Raw genomic sequence first — 16,658 nt, 5'->3', positions numbered from 1 at the left:
TCCTTTAAGGACGTAGATTACATATGGTACCGTCTTTCATTTTAGCAATGGTTTGAAGGTTTTGGCAAGGAAATGTGTCCTAGTCGAAGAAAGGGAAGCGATACGTTTGATTTGCTTGGATTGAATGTGCCGATGTATCAGGATTCAAACGTTCGAATTCAGATACTGCTTTTTCAATCGACACGGGGATACTGCCATTATGAATTCGCTCCAGGATCGTCAATACAGTCTCCCCAGGCTGGACCTGGATTTCTTTGTATACTAACTCATCGGCCGGAACCGAATTTGCTACTTGTACTTCGGCATCATCTTTGGCGGATGTCGGTAATGTCCCGACTTTCAAATCGAAATATGCACTATAGAAGAATAGAATGATCAGACTTGTGATTATGAATTTTTTCATGATCGATTCCTCCTGCGTCAGATATCGAATCTAGCAATCGTTCTAGTAAATGTATATGCCTGTCCAACTGCAGTATTCATGTTATTTTCACTTATAAAATGAAACCAAACTTCTATAAAAGCGTCTATTATCAGTAGAGTTATCTTAAAAAAGCCTGGAAATAAAGATAGCCAAGTCCTGTCATGCGTTGTAAAATATAGCCAGTACCTACAAAAAAACAGATTTTAAACGTATGGTATAGAGAATTCTTTCATAAAAAGGAGAGAAAACATGAGATTTAACAAATGGATTGCAATCATGATTTTAGTTGCATGTATGATTCCGGGAGTTGCTTTAGCAGATGCAGCACCTGGTGATATCATCGTCACATTGGGGGAAGACTTAACGGATAGTCAGAAACAAGATCTGATGGAAGAAATGGATGTACCAGCAGATGTTGAAACTGTCACCGTGACAAATGAAGAAGAACATCAATACTTAGGTGAATATATATCTAAAGCACAAATCGGATCTAAAGCGATATCCTCTACTAAAATTACAGTTGGTGAAAAGGATTCCGGACTGAATGTAGAAACGAACAACATCAATTGGGTAACCGAAGAGATGTACGCAAACGCACTTACAACTGCGGGTGTTACTGATGCGGATATCTATGTGACAGCCCCATTCGAAGTCTCTGGAACAGCTGCACTAACAGGTATTTTAAAGGCTTATGAAGTTAAAGCTGAAGTTGAAATCCCAGAAGAGAAGAAACAGGTAGCGAATGAAGAAATGGTGAAAACGGTCAAGCTTGGTGATCGTGTCGGTGCGGAAAAAGCGACTGAACTGATGACGAAAATCAAGCAGGAGTTAGCCGAAAACCCAGTTGAGACAGAAGAAGACCTCCGAGCATTGATTCAACGTGTTGCAGAGGATGTGGGCATCACCTTAACGGATGAAGAACTGAACGGGCTTGTATCCTTGTTCAACAAGATGAAAGATTTGAACATTGATTGGGACCAAGTGAAAAATAATCTTGAAAATGTGCGGAACAACCTGAGTGAATTTCTTAATAAAGAAGAAACGCAGGGATTCATCAGAACAATTCATGATTTCCTGATCCAATTGATCGAATCGTTGAAAAACCTTTTCAAATAATATGTGAAAAAAAGAGGGTGACATGTTGTCATCCTCTTTTGGTGTGTAAGCATTATCATTCAGTTTCTGTTGTCTTAGGTAATGGCACAAATTTAATGACTTGTGAGAGGAAAAAGATCGCGACAACCCAATAAAGTAGGAATTGTCCTGGGATGACGATGTTTAAAGCTTCTGTAATCGCAAAAAAGATTGTTGGAAGAGTCACTGTATAAGCAGAGAGAATCCATAATTGTCCGTAAGAAAGCTTTCTTTTCATCGTATTTTTGAGAATCAGCCCGATCAGTGCAAGGACTGTAATTCCAATAAACTTTAGTGCAGTCATGAAAATATACGAAACAAGGATTATCACACTAATGATCAAGGGTAATAAAGTATTAGCTGAATCTAAGAAATTGACGATATCGCTTTTTTGAAAACTGACATCCTGCATCATCGCATAGTCGAATGAGTCTGCCTGGCCAGCAGAAACAACTATAAGGCGATCGTCCAAAATTGCTACGACATCAGAATATTGATCAAGGTCATCTCTTGTGGTCTCTCCAGTCGTATCAAAAATGAAAGTTTGTTTTCCATCCTGACGGATAATCGGTTCAGAAATATCCGATGTCAACTGTCCATCCTGGAATTGAAAGGAAGGGATATCCTCTTCAAGAGCGCTTTCGAATTCATTGACAACATTCGTGATTGATAATGCAATATTCGTGCCTACGAATATGAAACTGATCAACATCATGACAAAAACATAACCGATCGTCTTGCCGATTTTTTGAAAACGGAACATGGCCACCGTTTTAGGTGAGTACAGGCTCATTACAAACTGTTTGAATATATTCATCGTGTTCCCCCTTTTATTCTCTAAAATCATTGTATCTTTACTGAACAGTACGGACAAGATAAAAAATGCCGTTAAGGGAAAAAATGCCATTGTTATAATGTATTGTTTTACAAAAAAATTAAATACCCTTAAAAGACTTTACAAACAAAACGAAGTTAGTTAATAATGAATGGGGCAATTTATGTCGAATATATGCGTAGGAGTTGAAAAAACTTGGATTTAGATATTCAGAAATTGATATTTGAATTTCTTGGTGGACTTGGTATCTTCTTATTCGGAATCAAGTACATGGGAGAAGGACTTCAAAACTCTGCAGGTGATCGTTTAAGGGATATCCTTGATCGCTTCACATCAAATCCTTTCATGGGAGTACTTGCTGGTATCATCGTTACGATATTGATTCAATCAAGTTCCGGTACGACAGTATTGACGGTTGGACTAGTCAATGCCGGTTTCATGACCCTCCGCCAGGCAATCGGCGTCATTATGGGTGCAAATATCGGTACAACGGTGACTGCTTTCATCATCGGTATTGATATCGGAGCATATGCCTTACCGATCATCGCTGCTGGTACCTTGATCATATTCTTCTTCAGTTCTAAAAAGTTAAGGAATTATGGACAAATCATCTTTGGGTTTGGTGCTTTATTCTACGGACTTGAACTGATGGGGGATGGAATGAAGCCTTTACGAGGTCTTCAATCATTCCAGGACTTGACTGTAGACATGAGTGAAAATGGATTGCTGGGAGTAGTGATTGGTACTTTATTTACGGTAATCGTTCAAAGCTCCAGTGCAACAATCGGTATCCTTCAAGAATTGTATTCACAAGGGTCATTAGAGTTGGATGCAGCTTTACCTGTTCTATTTGGGGATAATATCGGGACAACGATTACAGCTGTTCTTGCAGCCATTGGCGCAAGTGTGGCAGCGAGAAGGGCAGCTTTGACCCATGTTATTTTCAACTTATTGGGAACAACTGTCTTCCTTCTATTGATTGTTCCATTTACAGCTTATGTTGAATTTTTGACAAGCTGGTTAGACCTTGAACCGAAAATGCAAATCGCTTTTGCCCATGGATCATTCAATATTATCAACACATTGATTCAAGTCTGGTTCATAGGAGTGCTAGCTTACATCGTTACCAAGCTCGTCCCTGGAGATGACGGTGTGATCGAATATAAAGCGAAACATCTCGATCCGATCTTCTTAGAGCGTTCTCCTGCCGTCGCTTTAGGACAAGCGAAGATGGAAGTCATGCGAATGGCGGAGTATGCTAAGAACGGATTGACTGAATCGTTTGAATATCTAAACTCAAATCATAAAAAGAACGCTGAAAAAGCATATCAATATGAAGAAGCAATCAATAATTTAGATCAACGTATTACAGAGTACTTAGTTAAACTATCATCGTATACGTTATCTGCTCATGATTCTGAACAACATTCAATTCTAATGGACTCTGTACGTGATATTGAGCGGATCGGAGACCATATGGAAAACATCATTGAATTAGTTGAATATCAATTGACCCATAAAGTCGTCATCTCTGAAAAAGCAAAAGCTGATTTAGAGGAAATGTTCCAATTGACGATGTCAACGATCGATGAAGCTTTCCATGCGATTGAAGAAAACGACAAGGAAAAAGCACGTAAAGTCGTTAAAATGGAAGATGCAATCGATAAAATGGAAAGAACATTGCGTAAGCAGCATATTTTACGCTTGAATGAAGGTAAATGCAGTGGCGCTGCTGGTATCGTCTTCGTTGATATCATCAGTAACCTTGAACGTATCGGAGACCATGCAGTGAATATCGCTGAGTATGTTTTAGGAGAAGATCAATAGCATGGCGACCATTGCCTGGCTGGTAATCGGAGCTTTATTTGTCCTTTCATTCATAGGACTTATATATCCGGTTTTACCAGCCTCTCTTTTTCTTATTACTGGTTTTCTTGTCTATGGATGGATGTTCAGTTTTGATCCATTAGGGTTATGGTTCTGGATCATTCAGGGAATACTGGTTCTTCTTTTATATGCCACTGATTATGCAAGTAACTATTTTGGTGTAAAGAAGAGGGGCGGAAGTAAGCATGCGATTTGGGGAAGTACGATCGGTATTATCGTCGGTCCATTCATCATTCCCATAATAGGGATCTTGATCGGTCCCTTTGTCGGTGCGATCGTAGGAGAGTTGATTCACCAAAAAGGTGATCTTAAACAAGCGATTCGTGTGGGTATTGGCTCTCTATTAGGATTTATCGGGGGGACAACAGTAAAGTTTATCATCCAACTCGGTATGGTCATCTATTTCTTTTTCCGTGTCTTATAAATTCGTATTGCATACAGGGACAGAACATGATATATTATTTCTTGTCCCTGTTTTGCTTTACTTGAAGAACGTCAAAAAAACATTGACAAACAGGGTGAAAAATGTTATTCTAAATCTTGTCGTTAAATTATTATTCCACAGTAGCTCAGTGGTAGAGCTATCGGCTGTTAACCGATCGGTCGCAGGTTCGAGTCCTGCCTGTGGAGCCATGGCGGTGTAGCTCAGCTGGCTAGAGCGTACGGTTCATACCCGTGAGGTCGGGGGTTCGATCCCCTCCGCCGCTACCATTTAATAAATTCGCATGGCGGTTGTGGCGAAGTGGTTAACGCACCGGATTGTGGTTCCGGCATTCGTGGGTTCAATTCCCATCAGCCGCCCCATCAACCCATCTTTACAAGTACATAATCCTTTGGACCCTTAGCTCAGTTGGTCAGAGCAGTCGGCTCATAACCGATTGGTCGTAGGTTCGAGTCCTACAGGGTCCACCACTTAACCAACGGAGGTATACCCAAGTCTGGCTGAAGGGAGCGGTCTTGAAAACCGCCAGGGGTGTAACAGCCCGCGGGGGTTCGAATCCCTCTACCTCCTCCATTTTTATTTTATAACATAGAATATCTTTTATCGTCGCGGGGTGGAGCACGTAGGAATAAGCTGCGTAGCATACGCTTCAGCGAACCGATCGAGTAACAGCTTGTAAAGTCTAACTGAGATCGGGTTGAGGAACGCTTTGAGTTGTCCCGACGCAGCTAGGATCGTCAGTGTAAGCTAGTAGAGGAAGGGACATGTAGGAACAACGTTTTTTAAACTTCAGCATCATTTTGGACAAACATCCGTCCATATACTTTTTATCGTCGCGGGGTGGAGCAGTCTGGTAGCTCGTCGGGCTCATAACCCGAAGGTCGTAGGTTCAAATCCTATCCCCGCAACCAAATTAAGTTCATTGCACAACGTCGATTAATCATACTTTCTGAACATATGGAGTGCCTGGAGGGTGCAAACAAATTAAGTTCATTGCACAACGTCGAAAAAGTAACGAAACCGATGGACAACATAACTACATATGGCTCGATAGCTCAGTCGGTAGAGCAGAGGACTGAAAATCCTCGTGTCGGCGGTTCGATTCCGTCTCGAGCCACCATCTTTAAACTTCTTGTGATTAAGGAGTTTTTTTATTTTTGTAGTTATTTTTGTATTTCTGTAGTTATTTATTTGTTTTTGTAGTTCTTCCCTTCATTTTTGTCGTTAATTTCAAATTTTTGAAATTTTCCTCTGATTTTTGTAGTTTTTGAAAATTACTACCTCAAAAAGTCTCGCCTAGAATGGTTTTTGACGTTGAAATAGCCTATCCCATCCTATACAGTGTTTTAAAATTGAATCCACTGGGTAATTTTGATATTGTAAGTATAAAGGCACAGTAAACGTGCTTGGGACTACATATTACTTAAAGGAGGAGATTCAATTGGCAAAACACGAACTACCTGCACTACCATATGAGTTCAATGCTTTAGAACCACACATCGACGAAGAAACAATGAAAATCCACCACGGTAAACACCACAACACTTACGTTACTAAGCTGAATGCTGCACTTGAAGAACATGCAGATCTTCAAGACAAAGGCATCAATGCTCTTGTCAGCAACTTGGACGCTGTACCAGAAAACATCCGTACAGCTGTACGTAACAATGGTGGAGGACACGCCAACCACACAATGTTCTGGCAAATGTTAAGCCCGAACGGTGGGGGAGCTCCTAAAGGCGAAGTAGCGGATGCGATCAATTCTAAATTCGGAAGCTTCGAAAAGTTCCAAGAAGAATTTGCAGCTGCTGCAGCTGGCCGTTTTGGATCAGGCTGGGCATGGCTAGTAGTAAATAACGGTGAGCTTGAAGTAACAAGTACTCCAAATCAGGACACTCCTTTAATGGATGGAAAAACTCCTGTACTGGGTCTTGATGTTTGGGAGCATGCTTACTACCTTAACTATCAAAACCGTCGTCCAGACTACATTTCAGCCTTCTGGAATGTTGTTAACTGGGACGAAGTTGAAAAACGTTACCAAGAAGCTAAGTAAATTTTCATTAAAAAGCACCCCGTTCTGGGCAATTAACCAGACGGGGTGTTTACATTTCATTTAAACAGGCTGGGACAAACTATAACTGCCAACAGAAAAGACGAAAAATAAAATAGATTGGAGAAAATGAAAGACGAAAAGCGTAGACAACATCCGTAGACTCCTGCGGGAACAGCACGAGTCGAAGACCCCGCAAGAAAGCGATTTGTGCTTTCTGAGGAGGCTGAGGTCGTGCCCGCGGAAAGCGAAGGATGTTGACGAAGCGGAACCTTCATTTATTACCACTGAAGAAAACCCGGACAAATTGTTCGGGTTTTCTATTGAACAAAGTTCATTTGTCCCAGCATCTTCATTATAAGCGCAACTATAGCTCACCCTCCGCCAAAGGCTTGGCTTTGCCAGATTTTCATTATTTCACTAATCTCTTCTCAACGTAAAACATTGGACAAATGAACGAGTTTGATCTGATGATTCTTCTTCAAAAACCCTTCAATAACGGAATCCAACAATCCATTCCCATCTTCATAATCCTCATTTGTTGTAACTACAAATTGACTACCGGTATTGAAAACCACAATTGTTTCATTTCCGACCTGGTACACAACTTCCCGCACTGATTGTTGTTCAGATAAATCACAGTTTATCTTTCCACTATAGTCTCTAACTATTTCCGTTATCATTTGCTGTAGATCTTCTAAATGATCATATCCATTTGAACCGAAAATCAAATATTCGTATATTTTTCTCCACTCCTTTTCACTCATTTTTTCCAGTGATCCAGACGATTACACGGAGCTTTTCCGAATTAACCCAAATACTTTATTGAGAATAACGTGATGGGTTTAAGGAAAACTAGGGTTGTGAGTAAAGGGGAGTCGTTTCTTATGAAGGCATTGCAAAAAATGATCGGAAACATTGAAGTAACAAAAGACCTGATGATCCTCTTGATCATCGGAGGATTATATGCACTGAGCATCGCTTTATCCAATACATTCGTCAATGTTTTCTTATGGAAACAATCAGGTGAATTCATCGATATTGCGATCTACAATTTATCCATTGTCATATTCCAACCCATCACATTCATATTCGCTGGACGGTTAGCTAAGCGGATCGATCGTGTCATTGTGTTACGATTAGGAGTTATCAGTTTGTCGATATTTTACTTAACCGTCTTGTTATTGGGTGCACAGGCAGAACAATTGCTCGTTCTTCTTGGCGGTTTGCTCGGGATTGGGATGGGGTTTTATTGGCTTGCGTTCAATGTTCTGACTTTCGAAATCACAGAGCCTGATACAAGAGATTTTTTTAATGGATTTTTAGGGCTCCTTACATCCTTTGCGGGAATGGTAGGACCATTTTTAGCCGGTTGGATCATTACAAAGATGGATAAATTGATTGGTTATAAAACAATCTTCGCGATCTCGTTGATTTTGTTTTTTGCTGCAGTCATAATGAGTTTCATGCTGAACCGTCGAACAGCAAAAGGAATTTTCTCCTTCGTAAGGATCATCAAAGAACGTAAAAAAAATCCGAACTGGAATCGGATATTATACGCTCATTTTTTTCAGGGATTACGGGAAGGGACCTTTATATTTGTAATCGTTGTCTGGGTATTCATTGCCACGAACAGCGAACTGGCCCTGGGTACCTATGGGTTGATCAACTCTGCCGTATCATTTATAGCTTATTATGTAGCTACCCGCTATATAAAAACAGCGCAACGAAAAAAAGCGATGTTAGTAGGCGGTATCATCTTGTATGCCGCATTAGTTTTGATCGTATTCGAATTGACCTTTGCGAAGCTGTTGATGTATGGTGTGATCATATCAATTGCGTATCCCATACTCCTTGTACCGTATGTATCTTTGACATATGATGTGATAGGTAGAAGTTGGAACGCAAGAGAAATGCGCATCGAGTATATTGTTGTTCGAGAGCTTTATCTAAATTACGGAAGGATCACTTCCATCGTGTTATTCATACTTGCGATTACACTGTTTGATGAGCAAAAAAGCATACCATATTTACTGCCGATCATCGGAATCGGCCATACACTCATCTATTTCTGTGTCCGGAAAGTCAGATTGGCTCCTGTTCCAGAGGAAACAGTCGTACTATCGAACGAAAACGGTTCGAATGTATAAGTTATTCTTTTTTTTAAAATAGAACTGCGATACAATATAATGGCGATTAATGTCATAAAAAGGCACCTTATCCAGGTGTCTATTTTACATATTAAAGGAGAGAGGATATGGAGGCGAAGAAGAAAAAGAGAAGCCACGTTCCTTTTCGCTTGAACATATTGTTTTTAGCGGTTTTTTTATTGTTCACAGCCTTGATACTAAGATTAGGGGTCGTACAGATCGTCCATGGTGATTCGTTCAAAGCCGAAGCAGAAAGGCAAGAGAATGTAACTGCAAAACTGGATGCACCTCGTGGGAAGATGTATGATCGATACGGACGTGTAGTAGTAGATAATAAACCTGTGTTTTCGATCACGTTCACACGGACAAGTAATATGAAACCAGATGAAATATATGAAATAGCAAAAAAATTATCTAAATATATCGATAAGGATACAGAGAAATTAACAGAACGGGATAAAAAAGATTTCTATCTTTCTTATAAAGCAGACTCCTTAAAGATCTATGAAAAGTTATTGACGAAGAAAGAAATGGATCAATTGAATGATAAAGAACAATATCGTCTCGTTATCGATCGTCTAAAAGCTGATCAGTTGAATCTTACAGATGAGGAAGAGGAAATCGCGGCAATCTGGCGAGAAATGATAAGGGGATATGCTCTTACACCTCAACGTGTCAAGGTAGATGTTCCTCAAAAAGAAATCGCAGTAATCAGTGAGCACCTTGATGATTTCAATGGAACAATCGATATCAAGCCTGATGCTCAAAGAGACTATCCCTACGATCAAACCCTTAAATCGATTTTTGGTAAGGTAGGTCAAATTCCTAGTGAGTTGATAGATGGGTATGTGTTGGAAGGTAGCGATCGTAACGACTTGGTTGGGACCAGTTTTCTTGAGGAACAATATGAAACAGTTCTCAAAGGCACGAAGACAAAAATCAACTATGTTACAGATAAGTCTGGGAATCCGATTGGCAGACCTATTGAAGACACAGGGTCTAGAGGACATGATCTCACGCTGACGATTGATATGGAGCTTCAAAAAAGAGTCGAAGAAATAGTTGAAAAAGAAATTCTCGATGCTCGAAACAAATATACATCCAATAATCGATTGAACAGCTCATACGTTGTAATGGCCAACCCTCAAACGGGTGAAATTTACTCAATGGTGGGTAAGGTTTTAGAAGATGGAAAGTTTAAAGATGCTCCATTTGGTAATGTATACAATCAATATCCAATGGGTTCCACAGTTAAAGCAGCTACGGTTTTAACTGGATATAAGACAGGTGTCATCCAACCGGGAACAGTATTGTATGATACGCCATTGAAACTTCCGGGTACACCTATCAAGAAGTCGTATCGGAATATGGGATATGTAAATGATCTTGAAGCGCTTCAGCAATCTTCTAACGTTTACATGTTCCGCATCGCAATGAGAATTTCAGGTTACGATTACGATAATAAAAGAGGATTCAATAACCGTACGAAAGCATTCAATACGATGCGCTATAACTTCAACCAATTCGGACTTGGGGTACCAACAGGAATTGATCTCCCGTACGAGGATGATGGTTACAATGGGGGAGCCCAGGCTCTTGGTAACCTGATGGATATGGGTATTGGGCAATTCGATACTTATACACCTATGCAAATGGTCCAGTATATCTCTACAATAGCTAATGGAGGATACAGGATGCAGCCCCACCTATTGAAAGAGATAAACAAACCAACTGCAAGCTCAGATCGACCAGGTGATACGGTTTATGAATTTCAACCTAAAATATTGAACCGTGTCGATTATAAACAAGATTGGATTGAAAGGGTTCAACAAGGTTTATATATGGTCATGAATACCCCTAAAGGGACGGCAAGTTCTTACTTTAAAAATACGAAAGGATATGAAGCTGCTGGGAAAACAGGGACAGCACAATACGATGGTGATTCTTACTTATTATCACTTGTCGGATATGCCCCCCATGATAATCCAGAAGTAGCGTTCGTCGTTGTCAGCCCTTATGCTGAAGAGGGTGGCATCAATAACAAAATAGGCCGGCAAATATTAGATGCTTACTTTGAACTAAAACAAGAAGGGCACAAGGAAAATCTGATTGAAAAAACAGAGGATAACCCATCTGAATAACAATAGAAAAAAACAATAAATTGATATTTTTAATAAAGGATCGTTCAACATTCTTTAATCTCAGTTCTATAAAACATGAACAGAGGTTTGCGGAATATTATGAACGATCTTTTCCTTTTATCTCAAGGTTTCAACTTATTCCGACACACCTTTACAAAATCTTAACATTCAATTTATATATCCTTAATAGGCAGGAGATACTATATGCAATGTAGGGCAAATGCCCAAGGGTTTTATGAGAAATCATACTTTTTTCTTAAAAAACCTTACCCATAAAACAAAAACAGGGGGATTTCAAAAATGAAAGCATTCAAAAAAAGCTCATTCTTCATGATGCTTGCAGCATTGCTTGTCGTTGCTACAGCTTGCGGAAACGGAGGCGAAGGGAGCGGCAGTGAAATGGAAGGAAGCGTTGTTGTCGATGGATCTGGAACAGTATATCCATTGATGGCTAAATTAGCTGAAAATTATATGGTTAATGAACAAGAAAACGTTTCTGTAGAAGTAGGAAGAGCCGGTTCAAGTGCTGGATTTAAAAAGTTCCTTGCTGAAGGCGGCGGAACTGACTTGAGTAATGCTTCACGTAAAATCAAGGATGAAGAAGTAGCTCAAGCTGAAAAAGCTGGAATCAACTATAAAGAATTGAAGCTTGCATTGGATGGAATCACCATCGTAGTGAATAAAGAAAATGATTGGATCGATGATCTGACTCAAGAAGAAGTTATTGATATTTTCCTCGCTAGCGGAAATAAAGAAAAATGGTCAGATGTCCGCAAGGATTTTCCAGATCAACCAATTAAAGCTTATGGACCAAATGAAAACCACGGAACTTATGAATTCTTCTACGAAAAAATTCTTGGAGAAAAACCTATGAGAGATGATGTAAGTCTTCAACAAGAATACTCTACTCTTGTAGACATGGTATCAAAAGATAAAAATGCAATTGCATACTTTGGTTATGGTTATTATGAAAGCAACAGTGATAAAGTGAAGGCGGTAAAAATCGATTTTGGTGATGGACCGGTTGAACCTTCTGTTAAAACAATCAAAGAAGAAGGTCCTTATGGACCGTTCACTCGTCCAGTATTCACATACTTGAACGTCGATCAAGCTAAAGAAAAGCCGCAAGTATTAGACTTTGCGATCTACGCAATGGAGAATGCTGGTAAAACTGCCAAGGAAACTGGATTTGCTCCATTAAGTGATGAAGAGTATAAAAAAGCAGTTGATGATCTTAAGAAATTGAAAAAATAAATTTTTATCACTTATACAGGAGAATCCTGGGAGATGAGGGGTCGTTTGTACTTCTCATCTTCTTGGATTGTTTTTTGTGTGATTAGTTGAAATTCCCTGTTAAATAGAGATGTTCAGAGTGAAAGGGGTCCGAAATGGAAAAGAAATTGAATATAAACGAAATGATTAAAGAAAATCGACAGTCAATGAGTTTTACGAGAATTTGGGAAAAGCTTATTCCGAAAATGTTATTATCAATTGCAATCATATCCATTCTTACTACCATAGGTATTGTATCAACATTATTGATTGAAACGATCGCTTTTTTCAAAGAAGTACCGTTTCTTGATTTCTTTACTGGAACGAAGTTGAAACCATTAGGGGCAGATGCCCAATTCGGTGTCTTGCCATTATTGACTGGAACACTCATATCAACAATCATTGCGATGTTTGTCGCTATACCAATCGGCTTGATGACAGCCGTATTCTTGAGTGAATATGCATCAGATAAAGTCAGAAGAACATTAAAACCGTTGTTGGAAATTCTTGCAGGGATACCGACAATCGTATATGGTTTCTTTGCATTCACATTTGTTACACCTTTATTAAGATCAATTATTCCTGGATTAGAGCCTACAAACATCCTTAGTCCGGGTCTTGTCATGGGAGTAATGATCATTCCTATGGTCGCATCATTATCAGAAGATGCCATGAGTTCTGTACCATCTGAAATGAGGCAAGGGGCACTTGCGCTTGGAGCTACAAGACTTGAGGTTACATGGAAAATCGTCATCCCTGCTGCGATCTCCGGTATCGTTGCATCTTTCGTCCTCGCCATTTCACGTGCGATTGGGGAGACGATGATCGTAACGATTGCAAGTGGTAGTTCGAAAAATTTCACATTTGATATCACCCAATCCATGCAGACGATGACAGCTTATATCGTAGAAGTTACAGGTGGCGAAGCACCAGCAGGGTCGACTTTATATTACAGTTTATATGCTGTTGCGATGACGTTGTTTGTCTTCACGTTGATCATGAACTTGATTGCACAGTATATTTCTCGTAGGTTCAGGGAGGAATATTGATTATGAAATACGTTGACACGAAGCAAGTACAGAATCGGATGAACTTCAGACTTGCTACTAATAAATTATTCAAATCGTTGTTCTTCCTTTCAACAATGTTCGGTCTTGTAGTACTGGTTGTTTTAATTTATCGAGTGTTTTCACAAGGGATTCAAGCGATCGATTTGCAGTTTTTAACAGGCAAATTGTCAACCTTCGCTGAAAATGCCGGAGTGATGGGACCACTTTTAGGTTCATTCTGGTTAATGTTGGTGGTTGCCCCATTAACCATGTTCCTTGGCGTCGGAACCGCAATTTATTTAGAAGAATACGCCAAAAAAGGACGTATTCAATCACTCATACAAACGAATATTGCGAATTTGGCTGGAGTTCCTTCGATTGTATTCGGTCTTTTAGGCCTCACTGTCTTTGTTAAGGGCTTTGATTTAGGAAGTATAGTCTTAGCAGGTGGCCTTACGATGTCACTTCTAGTCCTACCGATCGTCGTAGTTGCAAGTCAGGAGTCAATCCGTGCTGTCCCACAATATTTAAGAGAGGCTTCATACGGTATGGGGGCCACCAAATGGCAAACAGTGAAAAATGTTGTTTTACCTGCATCACTGCCGGGAATTTTAACAGGGGTAATCTTATCTCTTTCCCGTGCCATAGGAGAGACAGCTCCACTTGTTGTGTTAGGAATACCAGCACTACTTATTCCTTTCCCAGACAGTGTTTTCGATAAGTTCACTGTTATGCCGTTGCAAATATATTATTGGACGATCGATTCTGCGCTTGTCGATGAATATGCGAATTTAGCCGCAGGAGCTATTGTTGTACTATTGATGCTCCTATTCTTAATGAATTCGATCGCGATCATCATTCGGAACAAATTTCAAAGACGATTATAATTTGGAGGTATTGAACTATGGCTAGTATTACTGTTGAACAGAAAAAAAATGCCCGTAAATCCCAAAAGGATAATTTAACTGATTCTTCAATGATGAATAAAAAGACAGTTTTTGAAACGAAAGATCTGAATCTCTGGTATGGTGATGATCATGCATTAAAAGAAATCAATCTTTCAATACCTGAAAATGAAGTGACTGCAATCATAGGACCTTCTGGCTGTGGTAAGTCTACATTCATCAAAACATTGAATCGAATGGTTGAAATGGTTCCTATCGTCAAAATATCCGGAGCGATCAAGTATCGTGAAAAGAATATTTTTGAACCAAAATACCGGGTAGAAGAATTGCGGACCCAGGTCGGGATGGTTTTCCAAAAGCCGAACCCATTTCCGAAATCCATTTATGACAATATCGCTTATGGACCTCGTATCCATGGAATCCGTAACAAGAAAGTTCTTGATCAGATTGTCGAGAAAAGTTTACGTGGTGCTGCAATCTGGGATGAAGTCAAGGACCGTCTGAATGAAAATGCGTATGGTCTTTCTGGTGGGCAACAGCAGCGTATCTGTATTGCACGTTGTCTAGCGATTGAACCGGATGTCATCTTGATGGACGAACCTACATCTGCACTCGATCCGATTTCAACTTTGAAAGTAGAGGAATTGGTACAAGAGTTGAAGAAGGATTACAGTATCGTCATCGTTACACACAATATGCAGCAAGCAGCGAGGATTTCAGATAAGACCGCCTTTTTCTTGAACGGTGAAGTTGTTGAATTCTCAGATACAGATGCATTATTTTCAAATCCAGAAGATAAAAGAACCGAAGACTATATCACTGGTCGTTTCGGATAGGGGAGTGTAGTGAATGGTTGTGAGGGAAAGTTTCCAAACTCAATTGGACGAATTAAGAGAAATGTTGGTCGAATTAGGGCAACTTGCAGAGAACGCTCTTGAGGAAGCGATCGATGCTTTGAAAAATCAAGATGTCGACAAGGCGTTGCGTATTATTGATAATGACTATCGCATCAATGATTTAGAAGAAGAAATCAATGATAAGGCGATTCTTCTGATTGCGAAGCAAGCTCCTGTCGCAAGTGATTTGCGCCGCATCATCGTATCAATTAAAATTTCTTCCGATATTGAGCGGATTGCAGATTTTGCTGTAAACATTGCAAAATCAGTCATCCGTATTGGAAAAGAAGAATTGATCAAACCTTTGGAGGACATTCCAGCATTGGCCGAAACAGCGAAGACTATGCTGACTGAAGCAATTCAAGCTTATGAGGACGAAGATATCGTTCTTGCGAAGAAAATGGCAGATAAAGATGATTATGTAGATGAGAAGTATGGAGAGTTGATCCAGGAGATTCTTGGTATGATGAAGCAATATCCAGATTCAACGAACCAGATCATCCAGCTGAGCTTCGTCTGCCGTTATATCGAGCGTACTGCAGACCATGCAACAAATATTGCTGAAAGTATCGTATACCTTGTAAAAGGAAAACATTACGATTTGAATGAATAGAATTTCTTATATAAAGAGGCTGTCTCCAAAGTTGAGCTTTGGTTGCGGCCTCTTTTTTTGTAAAGTACCTCCTGAAATTAGAGGACAACTGTTCCGTTATCTGTGACAAAATGGGTAGATCTCAAAAAATAGAGGACAACTGTTCCGCTATTCGCGTAAAAATGGACCTTGTTTCAATGTTTTTGGGCCATTAATGTCGCTGGTGTCCTCTAAATTTTTAAAAACGGGGATTTGGGATGAATAAGGTCTCTCATGTCCACTAATAAATACATACAATGAAGCTCGGTCGTTCATAGATCACCATCATTCTTTAATCAAGCCAATCAAAAAAACAGGTGATTCCCTGTATGAAATCACCTGTTTATCTTCTTGTTATGGAGAAGTGATGACCTTTGCGATTTCAGCAATGGTCATTTTGCTGTTCACTTCGTAATTTCCGAACCTCACTTTATTTTCCATGTTGTTGGCACGGAGATATTTTAATAGCTCATCGCTGTTCTTTATGATTTTTTGACTTTCTAAATAATCTGTTACTTGACCAGTTGAAGTTCCTTTTGAAATCACTACTGTTGTTTTTATAACAGGTTCTTCTTCAGGTTTTTCCTCTTTTGGTTCTTCTGTCGCACTTTTATCATCCGTATTCTGTTTACCTTCCAGTTGATCCAACTTGGCTTGATCGACTGCTACAAGACCTTCATTTTCAAGATATTCGTTCACTTCTTCATATGTAATTTCTTCACTGTTTTCTGCCTTCGCTTCAGAGTCGATATTATCTGATCCAAGGAAATGTACAACTGCCAGGATGCCGGATGCAGCTATGAGTCCAGCACCAAAACCTCTTAAACCACTATTAAACATGC

The 16,658-nt window shown here is 39.7% G+C and carries 15 protein-coding genes and 7 tRNA genes; 18 read left to right on the top strand and 4 right to left on the bottom strand.

Annotated elements, in window-relative coordinates; all coding sequences use genetic code 11:
- Positions 1–79 precede the first annotated feature (79 nt).
- A complete protein-coding gene (locus N8M93_RS02420) occupies positions 80–403 on the bottom strand; it encodes a LysM domain-containing protein (RefSeq protein WP_261129489.1) in 324 nt (107 codons plus the stop codon).
- Between the two features lie 270 nt (positions 404–673).
- Here N8M93_RS02420 and N8M93_RS02415 point away from each other — a divergent pair, with 270 nt between their 5' ends.
- Positions 674–1,540 carry a DUF1002 domain-containing protein gene (locus tag N8M93_RS02415; protein WP_261129487.1) on the top strand — a complete coding sequence of 289 codons (867 nt, stop codon included), beginning with the start codon at positions 674–676 and terminating at the stop codon, positions 1,538–1,540.
- Between the two features lie 55 nt (positions 1,541–1,595).
- On the opposite strand, the gene N8M93_RS02410 is transcribed toward N8M93_RS02415, so the two are convergent.
- Entirely contained in the window at positions 1,596–2,375 is a 780-nt protein-coding gene (locus tag N8M93_RS02410) for a DUF1189 domain-containing protein (RefSeq protein ID WP_261129486.1), read from the bottom strand.
- A 213-nt stretch (positions 2,376–2,588) separates the two neighbouring features.
- Between N8M93_RS02410 and N8M93_RS02405 the strand changes: the two genes are divergently transcribed.
- The 10 genes from N8M93_RS02405 (at position 2,589) to N8M93_RS02360 (ending at position 6,775) form a co-directional block, all read left to right on the top strand.
- On the top strand, positions 2,589–4,220 hold the full coding sequence (locus N8M93_RS02405) for a Na/Pi cotransporter family protein (protein WP_261129485.1): 1,632 nt from the start codon (positions 2,589–2,591) through the stop codon (positions 4,218–4,220).
- Position 4,221: 1 nt separating this feature from the next.
- Positions 4,222–4,704 carry a DUF456 domain-containing protein gene (locus N8M93_RS02400; protein ID WP_261129484.1) on the top strand — a complete coding sequence of 161 codons (483 nt, stop codon included), beginning with the start codon at positions 4,222–4,224 and terminating at the stop codon, positions 4,702–4,704.
- 134 nt (positions 4,705–4,838) lie between these two features.
- A tRNA-Asn gene (locus N8M93_RS02395) sits at positions 4,839–4,913 on the top strand.
- Between the two features lies 1 nt (position 4,914).
- A tRNA-Met gene (locus N8M93_RS02390) sits at positions 4,915–4,991 on the top strand.
- 17 nt (positions 4,992–5,008) lie between these two features.
- A tRNA-His gene (locus tag N8M93_RS02385) sits at positions 5,009–5,084 on the top strand.
- A gap of 31 nt (positions 5,085–5,115) precedes the next feature.
- Positions 5,116–5,192, top strand: a tRNA-Ile gene (locus N8M93_RS02380).
- 10 nt (positions 5,193–5,202) lie between these two features.
- Positions 5,203–5,295: transfer RNA gene (locus N8M93_RS02375), tRNA-Ser, on the top strand.
- A 261-nt stretch (positions 5,296–5,556) separates the two neighbouring features.
- Positions 5,557–5,633, top strand: a tRNA-Met gene (locus N8M93_RS02370).
- Positions 5,634–5,766: 133 nt separating this feature from the next.
- Positions 5,767–5,842, top strand: a tRNA-Phe gene (locus N8M93_RS02365).
- 321 nt (positions 5,843–6,163) lie between these two features.
- A complete protein-coding gene (locus N8M93_RS02360) occupies positions 6,164–6,775 on the top strand; it encodes a superoxide dismutase (RefSeq protein WP_261129483.1) in 612 nt (203 codons plus the stop codon).
- 428 nt (positions 6,776–7,203) lie between these two features.
- Here the strand turns inward: N8M93_RS02360 and N8M93_RS02355 are convergent, their stop codons facing one another.
- Positions 7,204–7,539, bottom strand: a complete 336-nt coding sequence (locus N8M93_RS02355) for a hypothetical protein (RefSeq protein ID WP_261129482.1) — start codon at positions 7,537–7,539, stop codon at positions 7,204–7,206.
- A 120-nt stretch (positions 7,540–7,659) separates the two neighbouring features.
- On the opposite strand from N8M93_RS02355, the gene N8M93_RS02350 reads away from it, so the two are divergent.
- From N8M93_RS02350 to phoU, 7 genes are all read left to right on the top strand, one after another.
- The gene (locus N8M93_RS02350) at positions 7,660–8,922 is read left to right on the top strand and encodes an MFS transporter (protein WP_261129481.1); all 1,263 of its coding nucleotides are present in this window, start codon (positions 7,660–7,662) and stop codon (positions 8,920–8,922) included.
- 107 nt (positions 8,923–9,029) lie between these two features.
- Complete coding sequence (locus N8M93_RS02345) at positions 9,030–11,063, top strand: penicillin-binding protein 2 (protein WP_261129480.1); 2,034 nt, start codon at positions 9,030–9,032, stop codon at positions 11,061–11,063.
- Between the two features lie 300 nt (positions 11,064–11,363).
- Positions 11,364–12,317 (top strand): PstS family phosphate ABC transporter substrate-binding protein, encoded by a 954-nt coding sequence (locus N8M93_RS02340; RefSeq protein WP_261129479.1) that lies wholly within the window; start codon positions 11,364–11,366, stop codon positions 12,315–12,317.
- A gap of 134 nt (positions 12,318–12,451) precedes the next feature.
- On the top strand, positions 12,452–13,384 hold the full coding sequence (gene pstC / locus N8M93_RS02335) for a phosphate ABC transporter permease subunit PstC (RefSeq protein WP_261129476.1): 933 nt from the start codon (positions 12,452–12,454) through the stop codon (positions 13,382–13,384).
- A 2-nt stretch (positions 13,385–13,386) separates the two neighbouring features.
- Positions 13,387–14,271 carry a phosphate ABC transporter permease PstA gene (gene pstA / locus N8M93_RS02330; RefSeq protein WP_261129474.1) on the top strand — a complete coding sequence of 295 codons (885 nt, stop codon included), beginning with the start codon at positions 13,387–13,389 and terminating at the stop codon, positions 14,269–14,271.
- Positions 14,272–14,360: 89 nt separating this feature from the next.
- Entirely contained in the window at positions 14,361–15,125 is a 765-nt protein-coding gene (pstB, locus tag N8M93_RS02325; RefSeq protein WP_261129672.1) for a phosphate ABC transporter ATP-binding protein PstB, read from the top strand.
- A gap of 13 nt (positions 15,126–15,138) precedes the next feature.
- On the top strand, positions 15,139–15,798 hold the full coding sequence (phoU, locus tag N8M93_RS02320; protein WP_261129473.1) for a phosphate signaling complex protein PhoU: 660 nt from the start codon (positions 15,139–15,141) through the stop codon (positions 15,796–15,798).
- A 372-nt stretch (positions 15,799–16,170) separates the two neighbouring features.
- Here the strand turns inward: phoU and N8M93_RS02315 are convergent, their stop codons facing one another.
- Positions 16,171–16,656, bottom strand: a complete 486-nt coding sequence (locus tag N8M93_RS02315) for a hypothetical protein (RefSeq protein WP_261129472.1) — start codon at positions 16,654–16,656, stop codon at positions 16,171–16,173.
- Positions 16,657–16,658: the final 2 nt, after the last annotated feature.

The sequence above is a fragment of the Bacillus sp. Marseille-Q3570 genome (genome assembly GCF_946151055.1).
Lineage (GTDB): Bacteria > Bacillota > Bacilli > Bacillales > Fictibacillaceae > Pseudalkalibacillus.
Note: the sequence above shows the minus strand (reverse complement) of the source record. Positions and strands in the feature narration are given on the sequence as shown.